Here is a 19787-nt window from a genome sequence, read left to right as displayed (position 1 = left end):
CCCTGCGCCCTGTGGGAGGGCACGGAGGTTCGGGGACCTCCCCCCGATTCGGTGATCACGGTCCGACGTGCGCGGTGCGGCGGTCTTCCGGACGGACTCGTGTCCGGCTGCCTCCGGATCGGGGCCAGCAGCGTCGTGCCCCCAACAGCGCCCCGTAGGAGACGCGGAAGCTGCGCGGGCGCCCCGCGGGGGCCGGTAAACGGAAGGCCCGTTGTCGGACCCGGTCCGTAGCCTGGTGCTCAGCCCCTTGGGCTGCGGTCCGGATGCTGGACCTTGGATCACGGGAAGCGGGACTTCATAGTGACGTCGATCTACCTCTCCTCCGACAACCCCCGGTGGATGCCGAAGACCGAGGCCGACCTCCAGGCCGCCGTCGACGGCGGGCTGTTCGAGGAGAGCCACCACCTGGACCTGAAGAAGGCGCCGAACAGCAAGGGCGACAACAAGGAACTGGCGCGCGATCTCGCGTCGTTCGCCGTCGACGGCGGCACCCTGATCATCGGCGTGCAGGAGAACAAGGACAGCCGCACCTTCGAACTCGCCCCTCAGCCCCTGAACGGGCTGCCGGAGAAGATCGAGCAGGTGGCCCGGACCATCCCCGACCCGCCTCTGACCGTCGTCACCGAGGAGATCAGCGCGGCGGCCGACGACGGCACCGGCTACCTCATCGTGCACATCCCGGCCAGCCCCGTCGCACCGCACATGGTCGACAACCGCTACTTCGGCCGCGGCGACAAGACGAAGTACCAGATGGCCGATGCCGAAGTCGTCGGCCTCCACACACGGCGACGCGACACCGAGGCCGACACCCTCACCCTGCTGCGCAAGGAGATGGACGAGGACCCGCTGCGCGATGTCGGAGCCCAGTCCCACCTCTTCCTGGTCGCCCAGCCGACCGCCGGACGACGGGACATGTGCCTGCCCATCACCGGCGCCAAGGACTGGAACCAGCGCCTGCACGCCCTGATCCAGCGTGCCCTGCAAGCCCCGCGTACCCGGGCAGCCCTTTCCGGGGGATTCAGCCCTGATCTGTCTTCCGCCCACCAAGGCCACCGTCGCGCGAGGGGAGTAGCCCTCAGCTCCTCGGGGATCGGGGCCGGCCGCGTCTACACCCCGCAAGGCGGCTCGTATGACGAGTCCGTCGTCGAGCTTCAGCTCTTCGAGGACGGCGGGCTGAGGCTGCTCATGACCCGCCTCTCCGAGGGCACCTCCAAGCCGTACGAGTCGCCAGACGAGGCCGAGCAGGTCATCTTCGACTCCGCCGCCGTCGTCTTCACCCGGCACATGCTGGACCTGATCTGCCTGATCTCCGATGACGTGGGCTACCACGGCAACTGGGCCGTGGCCGTCGGCGCCAACCGGCTCCGCGGCCGACGCCGCTGGAGCCAGCCGGCCATCTTCGCCAGCAACCACCGGTACAGCGCCGACACCTACGAGGAGAGCACCGGCGCCACGCTGGCCGAGCTGCGCGATGCGCCGGGCACGGTGACGCGAAGGCTCCTCGGTCCCCTGCTCCGCTCACTGGACTCCGAAGAGGCGTTCGCGAAGGCCCTGACCGACGAGGAGTGATCCTCGCCGCTTCGTGAGGCGGCACGATCCCCGGACCATCAGCCCTCCGTGTGTCGGTGGGGCCTGAGACCATAGAAGCAGGGCGAAACGGCCCTCACCGGACAGCAGTTGACGATGGAGACAACGCGCACCATGACACTGGCACTGAACAAGGAATGGGCCGTCGGCGCCCGTATCGGGGGTGGAGGCTTCGGCGCCGTGTTCGAGGCGGTGAGCACCGACGGCGAGGAGGCGGCGGTGAAGCTCGTGCCCAAGAACCCGGGCACCGAGCGCGAGATGCTGTTCACCGATCTGGACGGCGTCCGCAACGTGGTGCCGATCATCGACAGCGGCGAGCACGAGAATCAGTGGGCACTGGTGATGCCCCGGGCCGAGAAGTCCCTGCGCGACCACCTCCAGGACCACGGCCGACTGCCCCTCAACGAGGCGGTCGCCGTCCTGTCCGACGTCGCCGAAGCACTCACCGACCTCAAGGACCGCGAGGTCGTCCACCGCGACCTCAAGCCGGAGAACATCCTGCTGCTCGGCGACCGCTGGTGCCTCGCCGACTTCGGCATCGCCCGCTACGCCGAAGCCAGCACAGCCAACCGCACCTTCAAGTTCCACGGCACCCTCGCCTACATGGCCCCCGAACGCTGGAACGGCCAGCGGGCCACCAGCTCCAGCGACATCTACGCCCTGGGCATCCTGGCCTACGAGCTCCTGGAGGGCACCCTGCCCTTCACCGGGCCGGACGAGCACGACTTCCAGGACCAGCACCTACACGGAACCCCGCCGCCCCTCGCCACCGCTCCGCCGCTGCTGGCCGCGCTGATCACCGAATGCCTCTACAAGGCGCCCCAGGCGCGCCCCGCGGCTGGCAACGTGCTCGCCCGGCTGGGACGGATCCCCGCCGCCGCGCTCTCCGGCGGGCTGGCCGCGCTCGCGGAGGCCAACCAGGGCGCGGTCGCACGTCAGGCCGAAGAAGACCGCCGGGCCTCAGCACATGCCACCGAGACCGATCGCCGCAAGGCCCTGCTCGAGGCCGCCACGACCTCCTTCGCCTTCATCGCCGACCCCTTCCTCACAACCCTGACGAACGCCGCCCCGAACGCGGAGGTCCGCAAGGGCACGCAGGGCGGGTGGACCGTCCGAATCAACGACGCCCAGCTGACCCTGTCCGGACCGAGAGAGACCGCTCCCGAGATCTGGCGTACCGGTTCGACACCGGCACCGTTCGACGTCATCGCCTCCGCGACGCTCTCGCTGAAGGTCCCCGCGAACCACCACGGCTACAACGGACGAAGCCACTCCCTCTGGTACGCCGACGCACAGACGGAAGCCGAGTACCAGTGGTTCGAGACGGCCTTCATGGACACGCCGCTCCGCCCCGTGGCGAGCACCACGGAACCCTTCGCCCTCGACCCCCACCACGAGGCGCGCACCGCCATCAGCCCGACTCTCGGCATGCACCAGGTCGCCTGGCCCTTCATGCCCCTCGTCATCGGGGACCTGGACGAGTTCATCGACCGATGGGCCACCTGGCTAGCCCAGGCGGCGAACGGTCGACTTGCTCACCCCAGCCACATGCCCGAGCGCAACCCCCAAGGCTCCTGGAGGCGCTGATCAGCCCTTCCCATGTGCTTCGGCTACACCAGGACGGCGGCCACGCTCTCCAGCACGGTGCGCTGCCTTGCGTCCAGCGGTACGTCGACTTGCTCCAGGGAGCGCAGCGTGGTGCCGTTGACGCACAGCCGGCACAGGCCGACCAGCGGGAGCGGCCCGGCGCCGATGAGCATGCCGGATGAGGAGCTGTCGTAGACGGGGCGGTAGCAGCCGGGGCACGGCGTGCTCTCCTCGGGCTCGTCGGCCGGCGGCGCGTCCGGGCTCAGGAGCGGGACGATGCGGCGCAGGTTCTCCCCGGCCTCCGCCCACAGCGCCATCGGCCGCTCCGCACGCCGCTCGAAGACGATGGCGCCGTCCGGGCCGTCCTCGGTGCGGATCCGGGCCAGGGTGCCGACGCCTTCCTCGGGATGGTTCGGGATGAACATCAGCACCCGCTCATACCCAGACCCCGTCTCCCCGACGATGCCGTGCGGCTGCCCGGAAGCGAGCGCCGTGCCCAGCTCGGTCAGCCCCTGGCCGTCGTCGTCGTTGCTGATCCGCAGCGGCCACCCGGCCAGCACACCGTCGACCTCGGCCGGGGCACTGGTGATCAGGATGCCGTTTCCGGACTGCCTCACGTCCAGGTGCTGCATGCCGGCAGTGGAGTGGAACGCGGTGCCGAACCACTCCGTGGCCGATTCGCCCGTGACCGGCTGTGCGCTCCCACCGCGCGAGCGCCGCGGCTTGTGCTGCTTATGACGTCCCATGAAGTACCTCGCAGAAGTGGCCCCGTATACGGGCCGAATGGTCCGCTCAAGCCCCAACCGACAGCCCGACCAACCGGGCACGCCCAGAGCACTGGCGCTCACCCATTCGGCCCCCGGGGACTGCAACACCCCCGCGAGACAGCAGGGTGTAACAGAGCAGTGTTGCACCTCTGATCTGCGGAAACACCCGACCTCGCTGGAGACCGAGGGAGCGCGTTGCACTGCCTGAATGCGATGTGCCGGGTTGGTGTCGGTGGTTGGGTGTCAGTGACGGCACGTCAGAACGGGGTGTTTTTGCTGGTGGGGTCCTGAGTAAGGGCGGGGTCACTGTCGTGGGGTGGTGCATGCGACGGTCGCAGCTGTCATGGGGTGGTACACCACCCTCCGCTCCACTGTCTTGGGAACGGTACTTCTGATCCTTCCGAGGGCTGCGTGGCTGCACCGTGGTGGGTGTCGGTGGCCGTGGTGGAAGGGTGTGGGGTGGGCGAGCCGGGTGTGTGGGGTGAGGTTACGGCAGGGCTGAGGGTGTCCAGGCCGGTGCTGGTGGCGCGGCTGCTGGAGCTCGATGCGGCCGGGGCGTTGACCACGGCGCATGTGCGTGCGGGTGCGCAGGTCGGTGGGGTGACTGCGCGGACGGTGTGGCGGTGGCTGGAGGCGGCGCGGACCGAGGGCCGTGTGGAACGCAGGCGCCGGTCCCGGCTGGAGTTGTCCGACCATGCGTGGGAGGTGCTGGCGCGGGCGGGCGGGAACGTGGCGGTGCTGCACCGGCATCTGAAGCAGGCCGGGGGCGAGGTGCCATCGCTGGCGTCGTTGTACCGGGTGGTGCACCGGGACCTTGAGGCCGGCAGGGTTCTGCCGGACCGCGCGATGGTGCGGCGGGATCGGGAGGAGCAGCAGACGAGGCAGGCGCTGGCTGACCTCGCTCTGGCCGCGCCGCGCGAGGGCGGTGCGGCGAAGGTGGTGGCGCGCCGGCCGCCGCACCCTGCGCCGGCGGCGGGCGCGGGCGTGCCATCGGGGGAGAGAGGCGCGCTGGAGGGGGTGGCGTTGCCGGCGGGCGCGCAGTTGGTGCGGACGTCGTCGGTTCGGGCGGTGGCCGAGGCGGTCGGGCAGGCGATGGCGGTTCAGGGCGCGGTGTGTGTGTTCGGCGACCCGGGCCGGGGTAAGACCGTCGCCGTGCGGATGGCGCTCCACGCAGTGCCTCCTGGTTGGAAGGTGACGTGGGTGCGGGTGCCGGTGCGCCCGTCGGTGGCCGGCATGCGGCGGGCGGTGTTCGACGCTCTGGCGCTGCCGGGCCGCTTTCCGCACACCTCTGCGCTCGCCGACGCCGCGGTGGCGGGGGCTCTGGGCGAGGCTCGGGTGCTGGTGGTCGATGAGGCTCAGCGCCTGCCCATGCCGTGCCTGGAGTACCTGCAGAGCCTGTGGGACAACCCCGATACGCGGATCACGCTGGTGCTGTGCGGGGCGGGCAGCGAGCGGTCGTTGGCCAGGCTGCCGCATCTGGCATCGCGGATCGGTGCGTGGCAGGAGGTTCCACGCCTAGCCGGAGCGGAAGCAGAGGCCGTGATGACCGGCTTCCATCCACTGTGGCGCACCGTCCCGGCCCCGGACCTGAGATGGATCGACCAGTCGTGCGCCCACGGCACATTCCGCACGTGGGCCGCTTTGACCGCGCACCTGCAGAACGCGCTGCTCACCACCGCTGACGCAGCCATCGACCGGACCTTGCTGAGGCGGCTGTTCCAGCGGGTCGCGCCGCCGCTGTGACGGGAGCGCTCATGCAGGGGGAGGGCGATTGCCTGCTCCCGGCCACGGCACGCACACGATGTCCCGCCCGGGTGAGGGGAGCTGGCATGGAGGACGGTGACGCGGTCCGCGCAGGCGGCGGGTTGCCTGATGCGTCGAGGATGGCACTGCGCGGTCCGGCTGTGCGGCGGCTGCTCGCACTGCGGGCAGGGAAGATGCTGACAGCAGGGCACGTGCGGGTGGCCGCGGATGCGCTGGGGGTGTCGGAGCGCACGGTGTGGCGCTGGCTGGCCGCCGCTCAGAGCGATCAGACCGCGGCCGCCTACCCCGGTGCCCGATCTCGAGCCGACGCCAGGTTCACGATCACGCCCGAAGTCCGCGGCCTGCTCGCACTGTGGAAAGGGAACGTGCGGGCAGTTCATCGCGAGCTGGTCCTGCGTGCCGCTCGGCAGTCCCCGCCTGCGGACGCACCGTCGTTGACGACGCTGCATCGGGCGATCCGCCGTGATCTGACGCCGGGGGAGCGGGCCGGGCTTGCCGGTGGTGAACGTGAGGCCCGTAAGCATGATGTGTTCCTGGCCCGGCCACGCGGCTGGCGCAACCACGTGTGGGAGACCGACCACATGCAGGCCCCCGTGCTCATCGATGTCGACGGCACCGCCCGCAGACCGTGGATCACCTGGTTCACCGACTGCGCCACCAACGCGATCACCGGCGTCGCCGTCACCCCGATACATCCCTCCCGGGAGTCGGTGCTGGCCGCGCTGCGCTCCTCGGTCCTGCGCGAGGACCCCTACGGACCCTTCGGCGGCCTGCCCGAGAAAGTGCGTGTCGACCGCGGCAAGGACTTCCTGTCCCGGACGGTGACCGCCGCGTTCGATCTCCTGGACGTGACGGTGGAGGACCTGCCCGCCTACACCCCGCACCTCAAGGGCACCGTGGAGGGCCTCAACCGGGCGGTGGAGAGCATGTTTCTAACCGCGCTGCCCGGCTACGCCCGCCAGCCGCGCCCCGGCAAACGCCCTTCCCGGCCGAAGGACGAGGTGCTGCTCGGCTTCGAGGACTTCACCGCCCGGCTGCTCGCCTGGACACGGTGGTGGAACACCGAACACCAGCCCGCGCCCTTGCGGGGCAGGACCCCGTTTGAGGCGTGGCAGGACGATCCCACCCCGCTACGGGACGTGGCCGCGGCGGATCTGTGGACGTTCACCCTGGAGGACGCCGGCACCCGCACACTGACCACCCGCGGTATCCGCTTCAGGAAACGCGACTATGTGGGGCCGTGGATGACCGGTCAGTCCGGGATCCAGGTCCGAGTCCGCTTCATGCCCCACCACGACCACCGCATCGAGGTCTACCACGCGGCCACCGGCCGCTACCTCGGTCCCGCGGACCTGGCCGACCAGGCCACCGAGGAACAGGTCAGCGCTGTACGGCGGGCACGGGCCGCCCGCGCCCGCCGCCTGAAGAAGGACCTGGAGGCTTCACAGCGCGAGCGCTACGCAGCCGTGAACCAGCCCGAGGCGCCCCGGCGGCTCGGCACCCTGACCACCGCGCAGGCCGAGGCCGAGCTCGCCCAGGCCGCCGGCACCGACCTGTCGGATCTGGCGATGCCGGACCTCATCCCGCCCGCCGCGCCCCCGGCCGACTGGCGCACCCCGCCATCCCTCGTCACCCGGACCGCGCCCGGCCGGCCTGCTCCCGTCCCGCCCGAACCTGCCCCCGGGCCTGTACCCGGATCGACCGCTCAGACCACTGAAGACGGAGACGCCTCGTGACCGCGGCCACCTACCAGTACGTCGACCTGCCCGACGCCTCCGTGGTCACCACCCGCGCCCTGCTCACCGCGCGGGAGAACATCGGCGATACGGTCGCCGCCCGCGCGATGATGTGTATCCACGGCGGCGCCGGCTTCGGCAAGACGCTCGCCGTCAACACCTGCTTGCGTGAACTCGAACCCGGCGAGGACGTCCGCAAGATCACCTTCCGGGCCCGTCCCACCGCCCGAGCGGTGCGCTACGAGCTGTTCACCGCGCTCGACCTGGCCGGCGAGCCGCCGCGCCACCCCAGCGAATTCGACCGTCTGCTGAAGACCGCTCTGGCCGAGCGCCCCCGCACCTTCCTCGTCGACGAAGCACAGTGGCTCAACGGGGAGGCGTTCGAGTATTTCCGCTACCTGTGGGACGAGCCCTCCACCCAGCTGGCGATCATCTTCGTCGGCGGTGAGGGCTGCCATACCGTTCTGCGCCGCGAACCGATGCTCTCTTCCCGCATCTTCATCTGGCAGCACTTCACCCGCCTCACCCCCGACGAGGTCCTCGACGTCATCCCGCTGTTCCACCCCATCTGGGCCGACGCCGACCCCGAGGACATCACGTTCGCCGACAGTCACGCCGCACACGGCAACTTCCGCGCCTGGGCCCAGCTGACCGCGCACACCCGCACCGCCCTGGCCCGCACTGGCCGCCCCCGCGTGGACCAGGAACTGCTGCGCTGGGCCTTCAGCCGCCTTGGCTGACCACCACACCGCCATGTTTCTCGCCGCGCGGCCGCCGTCCGTCATCGTGGTCATCGACCGCGATGACGACGTCATCCACACCCACACCGCCCTGGCCGCCCACCACCCGCCGTCCGGCCGGATCACTCTGCACCCCGGCCCAGGCACCACCAGCGAGACCGGCCTCGCCCACGACCTTCTCGCCGCCCTGGGCAAACCGCCTCTACTCACCGGGCGCTTCCCCGCCGGGCGTCAGCCCGCCTGGGAAGCCGCCACGGCCTGGATGACCGCCCTGCCCGTCACCCGGCTGACTGTCCTGCGCGCCCATCGCCTCACCGCCCGCCGCACAGTTCGCCTCCTGGAGTTGCGTGCCCTCACCGGTATCCAGCTGACCCTGGTCTGCCACCGCCCCCACCTTCCCGCCGCCCTGCACCAGGCCCTGCAGACAGCCGACTACTCCCTCACCACCGACCTCGACGCAGCCCGCCGCCACTACTACGGCACACCGGTCACCGAACCCCCACTCGCAGACGAGCCAGCCGGGCCGACCGGTCCGTGGCTCACCCTGCCCGCACTGGAACGCCTCATCTCTACGACAGCCCCCGCCCCTGCACCGACCCGTGCACCCCGCCCCCGATCATCTGGCGGCACCGCCCACCGCCCGCTCCTCTCACCGCACACACCGCCCAGCGAGTCGCCCACCGCCTCCACGCAGCGACCGCACATCCGCGCCTGGCCGCGGCCGTCGCCGCCGCGCTCTTCACCGGCGCCTCCCTCCAGCAACTCGCCACCTCCCGCCCCCACGACTACGACACCGCCGCGGCCACGCTCGCCCTCCACGACCGCGCCCGCTACACCGACGGCTGCGCCGCCCACCCCGTACCACCCTGGGCCAGCGTCTTCCTGCGAGCGACCGCCTGCTTCACCCGGCTCGTCTCCGGCGAGGACCAGGAACTGCTCGCCGCGCCAGGTGACCGTGCGCACCTGCTGCGCGTGGCGGAGACGGCCAAGCTGCGCCCGCCCCAGCCGCCCGCAGCCCGCCGCCAAGGCCCGGTCGGCCGTGTGGAGTGGGACTGGCGCGAGCGGCAGGAAGCTGAGCGGTACGAAGCGATGCCGGCCAGTCGCGTCAGGCCCTTGCGACGCCGAACACCCTGACGCGGTCGCTAGAAGGGGCAGGCTCAGCAGATCGAGAAGTCGGCGAACTCGACGTCGCTGAAAACGGTGTGCAGACCGTGGGCGCGGCGGCCCCATTCGCGAAAGTAGGCGTGCCCCAGCGCCCGGGCCAGGATCACCGTCTGCTGCTGCTCGCCCGCGCCGGCATCCCGGGCGGCGAACAGCTCCCGGGCTACCTCTCCCGGCAGATCCTGGGTAATCCACCGCACCCGCGGATCGTCCGAAGAGCCTGCTGGCGCGGCGAACCCGAACCGCGCCCTCGTATGGAAGACGAAGCCCTCCGCCTCGGCCCGGGCACGCCGACGGGCCCGTATCCGGGGCTGCCACCGAGCCAGAACTGCTTCCTCGATCGCTCGGACCTGCATCGGGCCCGGCGGACGACGTGCTTCGGACCTCTTCGTCACCCACCGCTGCACAGTGCGCTGCGACACCCCCAGCACAGCGGCTACCCTCCGGGTGGAACCCTGGTGCGCCGCCAGCAAAAATCGCAAGCGGGCCCCCGTGCTTGACGGAACGGGCCGGGTACGCAGCGCGCGCTCCAGTCCGTGCGCGATCTCTCCCACGTTCAGCCCCCTTGATCGGCCTGCGGGTCGCCTTCCCGCGCCTGTGGTGTCAGGTCTCGCACACCCGGCGGCTCATGCCCGCCGGTTTCGGTGTCTTCGTGACAGCACCGACCGCCGTCGGCTACGGCATCCCTGCACGTGCCGGTGAAGGGGCGTGCCGCACGTCTCCGGCCGGCGATGTTCATCCGACCCGGGCATGGCGAGGCGTTCTCGGTGAGGGGAATGCCAAGGGGCAGCCGGACTTGCTGACCGGAGCCGGGGCTGGCGAGCCGTCAGCCGCGGATTGCGTTGTTGCTGCTCAGTAGTTCGACGAGACTGGTCTTCGAGATCTCGACGCGCGGACACAAGAAAGTGCCCCGGGGGCCGAGGCCCCCGGGGCGGGGCGGGTGCTTTCGGTGATCAGGAGCGGGGAGGCACAACCCCGCTGAGCCCTGATTCGTCGTCACGGCCCGAAACCATCTCCTGGTGGACGACGGGCTGCGACTGCCGGTTGACCCTGCGGCAGGCACCGTCGATCACGCGGAGATTGGGAGGCACAACCCCTCCGGTGATCCGTCCTCGGCCTGCTGTGTCTTCGACGGTACAGGACCCCGCCGAGGGAGAGCAACAGGCTTATGCGGAACGCCCATTGGGAACCCTACCTTTGTGCCGGACAGGCGACGGCAGTACCCTGTTGTTTACCAACCTTTGTGCAGGGGTGGTTCGTTGCTAGCGCCAGGCACTAAAGTACCTAATTAACTTCTCCTACTTCGATGAACAGTGAGGACCCGGTGCAAGCGGAACGGACGTCAGAAGCGACCAGGGCCCCCTCGGCGCGCTCGTTGAGGATGGCTGAGAGCGCGGCGCGGCTGGGGCGGCGCAGGGCACAGGTTCGGTACACCTTCGTCGAACGGTTCACCCATGCCCACGAGCCGCCGCCTCTGGCCCGCATGCTCCGCGGCGGCCGGGGCGGCCAGGTCCGGCTCAAGCTCTACCTGAGCTATCTGTGGCTGCAGAAGGACGACACCGCCCGGGAGCTGGCCATCCGGCACAACGCCTGGGCCACGCTGCTCGACCTCCCCGATCCCGAGAAGGCGGGAGCCCGCCGGATTGCCGACGCGCAGGCGTGGCTGGAGGAGCACGGCTTCATCGACGTGACCCGCACCGGCCGCCTGAACCTCGTCACCGTTCTCGACGAGACCGGTGTTGGAAAGCCTTGGATCGCCCCGGGTGCGGCCGCGAAGAAGGAGAAGGAGACCAGCGACCTCGGCGCTCTGCTGCACCGCTACATCCAGATCCCGCAGACCTTCTGGACCCAGGGACACATCGCCGTCCTCTCCGGCGCCGCGGTCGCCATGTTCCTCACCCTGCTGTGCGAGAACGGCGGGCTCGGCGAGGACCGCGCACTGTGGTTCAGCCCCAGGGAGGCGGAGAGTCGCTTCGCGCTCAGCGAGGACACCCGCAGCAAAGGGCTGCGGGAGCTGGCGCACGCAGGGCTCGTCACCACCAAGCGTCGCCCGGTGAACGAGACCGACTTCCAGGCGGAAGCGCTCTACATGCGCAACGTGCACTTCCTGCGGCTGGAGCGCCTCACCGAGCCCGCAGCCGTCACTCCGCGGCGGCGCGTGGTCGGGGTCCCCGATCAGCGCGGCACCTCGGCGGACACTCCTTAACCGCGTCAGCCCGAAGATTCCCAGGGCACTGCTGTGGGCACGAGCTGCTCGAGGAGGACGCCGGCCTGCCACTCCGGCCCGGGACAAGAGATCTATCCAGGTCGGAGCAGTAGGGCCCGGCCGGCGTGAACGGGCGTTCGGTGTAATGGCGACTAGCCCTGTACTTCGCGGGTCACTGATTCAGGTCTGTGGCCAGCGGGTTTGCGTGACTTCAGTGCCGAGGAGTTCGAGGAGGTGGAGTTGGACGCCGCGGTTGATCTGCACTATCGGCCGGTCGGCGATGGTGCCGATGCGCAGGGTGAGTTCGCCGAGGTGGTAGAGGATCATCCGGCCGGTGGGGCGAACCCGGCGGTTGTCCGGGTAGAGGCCGACCATGGTCTGCTCGGGGCCGAGCGCCCGTCTGACCTGGCGCTCGATCAGGCAGAACACCAGCAGTGCGAGGCAGATCACCTGGATCAGGGCGGCGACGCGGTGGTTGTGCTGCACGAACACCGGTGCGACGGCGAGCGGGCCCTTGAAGTCCGCGTATCGGCGCTCGACCGCGCCTTGGCCCTTGTACTGGACCAGGACCTGCGCGGGGTCGGCCTTGTCGGCGGGCATGCCGGCCAGCAGCGCGTACCAGCCGTCGATGGCGGCCTCGGCGTCCAGTACCTCCTAGTCGAAGTGCCACTGAAGGCTCGGGACGCCGGTCTCGTCCTCGGTGATGTGCCAGCGCAGGCAGGACACGACGCGGCGGCGGGCGGCGATGACCCCGACCCGGGCGGCGATCTTCTCACGGGTCCTGTAGTGTCGCCCGCCCGCCGCACCGGCGAGCTTGTCCAGCTCCTCCTGCGCCTTGGCCAGCCGCTTGGCCCGGGCCGCCTGCTGCCCCTTGGCGTTGCCGGTGGAGTGGACCAGAATCCGTCGCACGGTCAGCACTGGGTCGCGCTTGCGCGGCCCGGTCAGGGTGTGGACGTCCTCCAGCACCCGGTAGACCTCCCGCTCCCCGGGCGGTCTGCCCGCGTCCCGCTCGGGCACCCAGTCCACAACGCGGGCCTGTTTCAGATCGAGGGCGGCGTAGACCTCGTCCTTGACCTGCGCGGCCGGGACCGGCGCGATGAACTCCACCTCGGCAGCCAGCAGGGCGGCGACGTTCGCGTAGGACACCAGTTTGGAGTCCGCGACCATCAGGAACTCCTGTTCGCCCGCCATCGCGGACAGGTCCCGCATCGCCCCGACGACCTGGCTGACCTCGGCCGTCCCGCCGCCGAACACGCGGGCGTGGACGGGGATGCCGCCGTCGGCGGACACCGCGAGCCCGGCCTGGACCTGCTTCAGGTCCACCCGCCGGTCCTTGGGGTGCCCGTAGCCGATGACCGGGTACTGCTCGTCCTGGTCCCCGACCGGGTAGGCGCCGTGGACGGACATGCTGGTCATGTCCCAGTGCAGCCTCGACACGTCGATGCCGAACTCGGCGATCGCCCGCGCGCCGACCGTGCCCGCGATCTTCTCCAGGTGCGGGGCGACCGCATCCAGAGCCCGGGCCAGGCGGTCGTCGTTGAGCAGGGCCGGCTCGATACCGAAGACCTCCTCAACCGCCCAGGTCCGAGCCCAGTCGCCGACCCGCACCAGCGGCGCGGGAGAGGTCAGCCGATTCGCCACCATCGCCTCGATCACCTGCCCGTGGGTCAGGTGCGCACTCGCACCACCCGGACACAGCCCGTCGACGACCCCCGCCACATCCAGCCGGCGCAGAAACTCGGCAGCGACAGGCAGAGCGCCCAGACGCTTCTCCACCACGGACGTCACCACCACATCCAGGCGCTGACGCTCAGACCTTGGCCGCGGGGACCGGGAAGTCATCGACACACCCCACCCAACGCCACACCACCGGCCCAGGACACCCCCAGGCCGGTCACACCATACGAATCAGCGACCCGCGAAGTACGGGACTAGCGTTGGAAGCTCGTGGACGGCCCAGTGGCCGCGTCTGGAATCCGAAGCGTGACCTGGTTCATCATCGAGGCATGGCTGAACAGATGGACCTCCAGCGGTTGCGGAGCCTGATCGAAGGCGTGTGCATCACGCTGTACCAGCGATACCGCCATGAGGATCTTCCATCGCTGTGCGAGCGCCTCGGCCTGCCCTCGCCTTCTCCCAAAGACCAAGCGACCAAACACGAGCGCTTGACCGCGAGCCTGGGGGCCTGCCCGGACGACCGACTGCCTCATGTGGCCCAGGCCGTTCTCGACAGCGAGCCACTTTCAGCTCCCGAGCAAATGGAACTGCAGGACGTTGTGTGGCTCGGCCGCGACTACGTAGAAATACCCGGCCGCACGCGGCGAGAGCTGGCCAAAGAGTTCGACCTCTCCGACCACCTCAGCTATCCGGACCGCTTTCTGGCCCTGCTGGGCCGCCTGTGGGACCTCGGTGAAGACGACTTCAACGTGTGGGGCCCCCACCTCGGAACCCTGCGCTCCGACATCCAGCGCCATGTGATCAGGTTTCCAGGCGACTGGTCGACCGAGGACCTCTTCGAGCAGCTCAGAGCTTTCGAAGCCACACACCCTCGATTCGGTCGCTTCCTCGAGGGCCTGGCCGCCCCGGAGACGCTTCCTGACGAACAGGCACAGCGCCGCTTCGTCGAACTGGCCAACCGCCATCTGCAGCCGATCGGCGCGCAGCTCCGTCAAGAAGGGGAGACGGACGGATACCCCCAGTTCCACCTGCACAAGCTCGGCCGCGGCACCGCCCGCCGACCGCGCAACCTCATCTTCGCCACCCAGGGGAAACCCGACATCCGCTTCACCAGCGCCCTCGACAACGACATCGAGATCGCCGAACGAGCCGACGAGATCCTGGTCTATAACCACCCCGTCGGCAAGAACGGGCTCCTCTGGAGCGACCTGCTGTCCTGGTGGCAGGAGACCCGCAGCATCAAGGACACGGAGAAGGCCAGCCACTCCCTTTACAACCGCATGCAGGCTTCCCTGCCACGTGAATCCGCTGGACAGAAGAACCTGTTCTGGCTCTACCACAACCTCTACAGGAGCCACCTGCACGACGTGCCTGCTCTCCTGCCAGAGATATGGGTGCACTGGGATCCCAAGACCGTCCGCGAGCGTGGGGAACGCGCCATGCAAAACCTCCGCATGGACTTCCTCATGCTGCTGCCCGCGAACCGCCGTGTGGTGCTGGAAGTCGACGGCATGCAGCACTACACGCGCGACGGCGGAGCCGTACCCGACAGCGCAAAGTACGCCGCGACCATGGCCGGCGACCGCAACCTAAAGTTCCGCGGATACGAAGTGTTCCGCTTCGGCCACGACGAACTGCGCGACCGTGAGCGTGCCCGGCCCGTGCTCACCGACTTCTTCCGAACGCTTCTGGACCGCACACCTGATAGCTGTACATAGCTGCTCCACTGACGGCGAGTGCCCCTGCTCAGCACTGCGGCAGGGGACACCGGATGGCCAGACGCGGTCAGCTGCGTCGGATCAGCGCTGCTGGATCACATGAAGTCGAAGTCGGGTTCCCAGTCGTCATCCACCTCTTCCTCGGTGCGCAGTGAATGGCCTTTCATGCCCGCGAGCTCCAGTTCCGGGCCAGTCAGCGTGAGCTTGCAGACCCGGCACCCGAAGAAGCGCGGGAGGAACCAGATATCCCCGTACTCCCCGTCTTTGTCGCGCCCGCTGACGAGGGCGGGACTCTCGCACGCTGGACACTGCGTGGGAATGTACAGGTACCACCGGCTGGGCAACGGCGCCGCCGACAGACCCGCGATCACGGCTGCTTTCTCGCTGTCTGTCATGCGTTCCGTCAGCTTTGCGAAGGTCTCCTGCGCCCGTCGGACCTTCACCTCGTAGCGCAGCTTCAGTTCGGACGTCGCCTTCTCTACAAGGTTCTTGCATGCCTCGTAATGGACCTCCCAGAACCAGCTCGGCTCCTTCTCCAGAGCAGGCAGCAGGGAGTCGATATACGTGACACCGGCTGCCAGCAGCTCCCTGCACTCGCTGGAGGCACGCCCCCATCCCATGTGAGTGATGCCGTTGCGGGCGTCTCGCAACGTCGCGAGATGCGCTGGCGGCTTGACGTTCTGCACCTTCGCGAGTCTCGTCACGGCCTCCGCACCGCCGACGGTTCGGAGGCTCGCACGCCCCCTTTCCACCTTGCCTTCCTGGCCACCGAGTACCAGCAGGTCTTCTACGGAAGGCCTGACGTCGGCCAGCAACGTGAGCGCGATGGAGGCCAGACACCCCTTGGCTAGATGTTCGACAGCCACAGCCATGTGATGGACTGCGAAGTCCTGGTCCACCGGCTCCTCGAAGTAGGCGTCGAGGGCTGTCCGAGCCCATCGCTGTGCAGATCGCACCAGCTCATCACGGATCTCATCCTGGTCCATCGAAGAACCGTAATGCGCTTGGCGCTCGATGTACGACACTCGGTGAGTTGTCGCGTGAGCCCGATGGGGTCGGCCAGCGGTCCGTGGTTCTCACGCCCAGTCGACGCCCAGTTCCGCGAGGGCGGCGAGTTGGTCGGCGTCCAGCCGGTCCCTCCTGGATTTCGTGTTCGAAATCCATACGCCCAGCTTGACGGTCATCGGCTCCGTCTCGCCGTCGACCGCGATCTCCACGACCGCGCCGCGCGGTACGGGCCGGTGGGCGCCTTCCCGCTCGACCCACTGCGCCAGGGCTGCCAGGCCACGCTGGAACGCCTGCTGTGCCTTGCTCGGGCCCTTCGCCGTACGGGGCGCCGCCGGGGCGGGAGACGGGGCCTGGGCGGGCTGCACGCCCAGCTTGGTCAGCCGTTCCTGCTGCTCTGTCGACAACTGCGCCCAGGTGCCCGGGTTCTTCTGCCGCTGAAGCCACCGCCCGATGTCGTCGCCCTCGAAGAGCACCCCGGGTTCGATGGCCGGCAGACTGCCGTCGGCGTCGACCAGGTCCGCGAGGACGCGGTAGTGGCGCTGCCAGTCCAGTGGCCACGGGCAGTTCCAGTCCTCATCGACCGCGGCCAGTTGCTGCGCGCGCACGGCGACCCGCTCCGCGTCCTTGCCCAGACCGCCCTTCCGTCGGAGGTTGGCCATGTGCTGGCCGACCGGCACCATCGCCTCGCCTTCGCCCCACACCGCGTCCTGCCGCGGCGCGAGGTGCCCCATGGCCCGCCGGTAGGACCTGAGCGCGGCGAGCTTGTTCTCCCACGCCTCCTCGCCGGGCTCCCAGACCATCCCGGCCGACGGGGCGTCCAGCAGGGTCTTGCGCCGCTCCTCCAGCTCCCCGGCCCGCAGCGTCTTGCGCTGCTGGTGCACCCACCGCCCCAGCGGGAAGTTCTTCGTGACGCCGACCTCGACCTCAACGTCGTAGGGCACGGCGTAGAGGCCGGTGATCTCGTTCTCCTTCCGCCAGCGGAGCAGGGCCTGGTAGCCCTCGAGCCACACCAGCGACTCCGGCCGGTAGACCCGGGTGCGCAGGAAGGCCGCGATGGTTGCGGCGTCGCGCGGGCTGGAGAAGTGGAGCAGGGCTGCTTCGGCGGCGGCCTGGGTGTCGTCGTCCTCCTGGTCCTCGCCGTCGCTCTCGCCGCTGGCCCCGACGATCCGCCCGTCCTTGTCACGCCGCAGGTGGACCTTGCGCTTGCCGCTGGTGAGCGCCCGGGAGGCGAGCTGCTCGACCAGACGTTCGTCATGCGAGCGCAGGCCCTGGAGGACCGCTACAAGGGGGCGGAAGCTGGCGCTGGCGACCATGTCGGTGGGGTCCTCGTCGGGCTCCAGGAACACCGGCACGATGATCCTGGCGACCTTGGTGGAGCCGTCCTTGTTGAGCCGGAGCGCGCGGCCGATGTTCTGCACGATCTCGACCTGGGAGCCGCGGGTATCGGCGAAGCAGATCGAGTCGACTCCCCGCTCGCCGGTGATGTCGACGCCTTCCCCGAGCACGCGCACGCTGGCGAGGAAGGCACGGTGGACCCGCCGGCCCTCGGCGTCGATGCCGTTGGCGAACTGGCGCAGGACCTCGCGCCGTTCGGTCACGAGGTGGTCGCCGCACAGCCACGCCGACCAGACGCGGTCCGGGGGTACGTGGCGGCCGGCCTCGAGTTCGTAGAACTCCGCGTCGATCGACGACGCGGGGAGCTTCTCCGCCTTCGCCAGGTCCTCGTCCGAGGCATCGTTGACGTACAGCTCGGCAGCGGTCTGAGGCAGCTTCTCCGCGAACGCGGCGGCCTCCTCCACCTTCTGGTGGAACGTCATGACCGTACGGAGGTTGTGCGCGGCGGCGTGCTCTAGGAGCGCGGTCTGCAACAGGGCCAGGCGCCGGCCGCGCCGCGCCTCCTCCGATTCCCCGAGAACGGGGGAGGGGTCGCGGATCTCCAGGACGTCGATCTCGAACCCGGCGAGGATCTCCCGCTCGATCGCCTCGCTCAGACCGAGCTCCGCGAGCCACGCGCCGTACGTTCCGTTCGGGTCATCGGCCATGGTCGCGATCTCCAGCTCCTGGCCGTCCGCGCCCTTCTGGGGCCGGGGCGCGGCGAGGATGCGGGGGGTCGCGGTGAGGTAGAGCCGGAAGTCCGCCGGGACACGGGCGTTGTCGTGGATGGCGGCCCAGGGCCTGCCAAGATCGCCTGCGGTTGAGTGGGCTTCGTCCACGATGGCGAGCGAGAAACCGTCCATCTGTTGCCCGTACAGCCGGTCTCCGCCCGCGAGAGCGGCCTCCAGCGGCCCGCGAACGCGTCCCTGGCCCTCGGGCGCGTCGATGTCCTCGCGGTCCACGAGGGAGGCGTACGTGGCGAACACGACCACGGGGCCGTGCCCGGCCCACAGGGCGAGCTGGATCGGGTTGGTGGTGGTCCGCACCCCGAGCGAGTTGAGGACCGCGTCGTTCTCCAGCGAGCACACCGCGATCATCGGCGCCCGGTGGCCCATCAGGCGCCACGCCTGGGCGGTCTGCGCGAGCAGGTCCAGGGTCGGCACGGTCACGAGGATCCGGCCGTCCGCGAACGACTCCAGAGCGCACGCGGCGGCTGTGATCGTCTTGCCCGATCCGGTCGCTGACACGATCGTGCCCCGGGCACCCTGCGGGGGCACAGATGACCTTGCAGGGAATCCCACCCACCTGCGAAACGCGGAACGCTGATCTACCTGGTGTTCCTTGAGCTGAATCGCTGACATTTTCATACCCTCCCCGAGTGCTGAATTCATGTGGTCTTTCAGAGGGCCGCCTGCGGAATGCAGGCCGCGCCCATGTCGTTCCAGATCGACGCATCCGCCTTGTGCCAGCCGCCCGGCTGCCCGTCCTTGAAGGGCGGCTTGTCGTCCACGTCGTAGTGACCGGCATCGAGAGTGCAGACGATGACGTCCCCGTCCACGTCCGGGCCGTGCACAGACCGCCGGCCTCACCCAGCGCCTCCAGCACCCGACGCCGCGCCGTGGTGTGCGGATGGGTGCCCGGCAGCACGTTCTCCCGGACGAACCTCTCCAGCCGCACCAGGTCGACCCGCTCACGCTGCCTCACGTCCGCGATGTGTACGGCCAGTTCAGCGGCCCCGGCCGACCGGCCGCCATGCCGGGACCACTCCCGGTCCGCGATGCCCACCAGGGCCTCGCTCACGGCCGCCACGCCGTCATCCCAGCCGTCCGCGAACAGTGAGCCCCGAGAGGCCGTCGCCATGCCGCCCAACTCCACCACCTGGCACTGCGCCCTGGCGACCGCCCCGGCCTCCAACGCGGCCACCAGGTCGTCCGCCTCGCTCGCAGGCACGCCCTGCCCCTCCAGGAGCGCGAACACCTTCAACCGGGCGTTCACGCCCGCAGTCTGGTACTGCGTCACCCGGCGCACAGAATCGCTGCTCAGCACGGGATCAGGTCCGGTAGATTCGTGGTGACCGGTCATCCGCGGTCGTTCCTCTCGGAATTCCGGGAGTTCCCGGTTGGTTGCGAGGTGTCCCGTGTTTCCGCCAACGATACATGGTGCATCAACTGATGCACCCACTACACTGGAACCCACCCGAACGCCCCCAACCCCTCGCAGCCAGCCCGGCCCGCGTCAGCGGGCCCAAGGTTCTGGAGGCGCAGCCGGAAGGACCGTCAGGCGGGGGAGCGCAGCGGACCCGCCCGCCAGGCTGGAGCGAAGCGGAAGCCTGGTAGCGGGACGCAGTCCCGCCGGTCCGGGAGCGCAGCGGACGGACCGTCACCTTGCCTGCGCAGCAGGCAAGGTGTGCGGGTGACGCAGCCACCCGCTGGCGCTCACGCGGAGCGGGAGCGCAACACCCT

Annotated in this window: 16 protein-coding genes and 1 pseudogene; 8 read left to right on the top strand and 9 right to left on the bottom strand. The window is 69.6% G+C overall.

Annotated elements, in window-relative coordinates:
* The first annotated feature begins 300 nt into the window (after positions 1-300).
* A complete protein-coding gene (locus ACFXOM_RS31780; RefSeq protein ID WP_385040757.1) occupies positions 301-1569 on the top strand; it encodes a helix-turn-helix domain-containing protein in 1269 nt (422 codons plus the stop codon).
* Positions 1570-1701: 132 nt separating this feature from the next.
* Entirely contained in the window at positions 1702-3174 is a 1473-nt protein-coding gene (locus ACFXOM_RS31775) for a serine/threonine-protein kinase (protein WP_385040754.1), read from the top strand.
* Between the two features lie 23 nt (positions 3175-3197).
* On the opposite strand, the gene ACFXOM_RS31770 is transcribed toward ACFXOM_RS31775, so the two are convergent.
* Positions 3198-3920: a hypothetical protein gene (locus ACFXOM_RS31770; protein WP_385040752.1), complete on the bottom strand. Its 723-nt coding sequence runs from the start codon at positions 3918-3920 to the stop codon at positions 3198-3200.
* 432 nt (positions 3921-4352) lie between these two features.
* Between ACFXOM_RS31770 and ACFXOM_RS31765 the strand changes: the two genes are divergently transcribed.
* The 3 genes and pseudogenes from ACFXOM_RS31765 (at position 4353) to ACFXOM_RS31755 (ending at position 8181) form a co-directional block, all read left to right on the top strand.
* A complete protein-coding gene (locus ACFXOM_RS31765) occupies positions 4353-5684 on the top strand; it encodes an AAA family ATPase (protein ID WP_385040750.1) in 1332 nt (443 codons plus the stop codon).
* A 161-nt stretch (positions 5685-5845) separates the two neighbouring features.
* Positions 5846-7352, top strand: a pseudogene (locus ACFXOM_RS31760) (Mu transposase C-terminal domain-containing protein); the annotation flags it as partial.
* Between the two features lie 85 nt (positions 7353-7437).
* On the top strand, positions 7438-8181 hold the full coding sequence (locus ACFXOM_RS31755) for an AAA family ATPase (RefSeq protein WP_385040748.1): 744 nt from the start codon (positions 7438-7440) through the stop codon (positions 8179-8181).
* Here the strand turns inward: ACFXOM_RS31755 and ACFXOM_RS31750 are convergent.
* Positions 8165-8353, bottom strand: a complete 189-nt coding sequence (locus ACFXOM_RS31750) for a hypothetical protein (protein WP_385040746.1) — start codon at positions 8351-8353, stop codon at positions 8165-8167. The genes ACFXOM_RS31755 and ACFXOM_RS31750 overlap by 17 nt on opposite strands.
* Before the next feature lie 30 nt (positions 8354-8383).
* On the bottom strand, positions 8384-8566 hold the full coding sequence (locus ACFXOM_RS31745; protein ID WP_385040743.1) for a hypothetical protein: 183 nt from the start codon (positions 8564-8566) through the stop codon (positions 8384-8386).
* A gap of 149 nt (positions 8567-8715) precedes the next feature.
* On the opposite strand from ACFXOM_RS31745, the gene ACFXOM_RS31740 reads away from it, so the two are divergent.
* Positions 8716-9315 carry a hypothetical protein gene (locus ACFXOM_RS31740; RefSeq protein WP_385040740.1) on the top strand — a complete coding sequence of 200 codons (600 nt, stop codon included), beginning with the start codon at positions 8716-8718 and terminating at the stop codon, positions 9313-9315.
* 23 nt (positions 9316-9338) lie between these two features.
* Here ACFXOM_RS31740 and tpg read toward each other — a convergent pair whose 3' ends face one another.
* Complete coding sequence (gene tpg, locus ACFXOM_RS31735) at positions 9339-9896, bottom strand: telomere-protecting terminal protein Tpg (protein ID WP_385040738.1); 558 nt, start codon at positions 9894-9896, stop codon at positions 9339-9341.
* 827 nt (positions 9897-10723) lie between these two features.
* Here tpg and ACFXOM_RS31730 point away from each other — a divergent pair.
* Positions 10724-11548, top strand: coding sequence for a hypothetical protein (locus tag ACFXOM_RS31730; protein WP_385040735.1), 825 nt, complete (start codon positions 10724-10726; stop codon positions 11546-11548).
* Between the two features lie 180 nt (positions 11549-11728).
* Here the strand turns inward: ACFXOM_RS31730 and ACFXOM_RS31725 are convergent, their stop codons facing one another.
* Both ACFXOM_RS31725 and ACFXOM_RS31720 read right to left on the bottom strand, forming a co-directional pair.
* Complete coding sequence (locus tag ACFXOM_RS31725) at positions 11729-12148, bottom strand: hypothetical protein (RefSeq protein WP_385040733.1); 420 nt, start codon at positions 12146-12148, stop codon at positions 11729-11731.
* Positions 12149-12202: 54 nt separating this feature from the next.
* Entirely contained in the window at positions 12203-13327 is a 1125-nt protein-coding gene (locus ACFXOM_RS31720) for an IS1634 family transposase (protein ID WP_385040730.1), read from the bottom strand.
* Positions 13328-13554: 227 nt separating this feature from the next.
* Between ACFXOM_RS31720 and ACFXOM_RS31715 the strand changes: the two genes are divergently transcribed.
* Positions 13555-14943, top strand: a complete 1389-nt coding sequence (locus tag ACFXOM_RS31715; RefSeq protein WP_385040727.1) for a hypothetical protein — start codon at positions 13555-13557, stop codon at positions 14941-14943.
* 95 nt (positions 14944-15038) lie between these two features.
* Here the strand turns inward: ACFXOM_RS31715 and ACFXOM_RS31710 are convergent, their stop codons facing one another.
* From ACFXOM_RS31710 to ACFXOM_RS31700, 3 genes are all read right to left on the bottom strand, one after another.
* Entirely contained in the window at positions 15039-15929 is an 891-nt protein-coding gene (locus ACFXOM_RS31710) for a hypothetical protein (RefSeq protein WP_073865841.1), read from the bottom strand.
* 90 nt (positions 15930-16019) lie between these two features.
* On the bottom strand, positions 16020-18686 hold the full coding sequence (locus ACFXOM_RS31705; protein WP_385040724.1) for a Helicase associated domain protein: 2667 nt from the start codon (positions 18684-18686) through the stop codon (positions 16020-16022).
* 38 nt (positions 18687-18724) lie between these two features.
* Positions 18725-18883, bottom strand: coding sequence for a hypothetical protein (locus ACFXOM_RS31700; RefSeq protein WP_385040721.1), 159 nt, complete (start codon positions 18881-18883; stop codon positions 18725-18727).
* Positions 18884-19787: the final 904 nt, after the last annotated feature.

Source organism: Streptomyces sp. NPDC059169, assembly GCF_042755225.1.
GTDB lineage: Bacteria > Actinomycetota > Actinomycetes > Streptomycetales > Streptomycetaceae > Streptomyces.
This window is presented reverse-complemented; position numbering and strand designations above follow the sequence as displayed.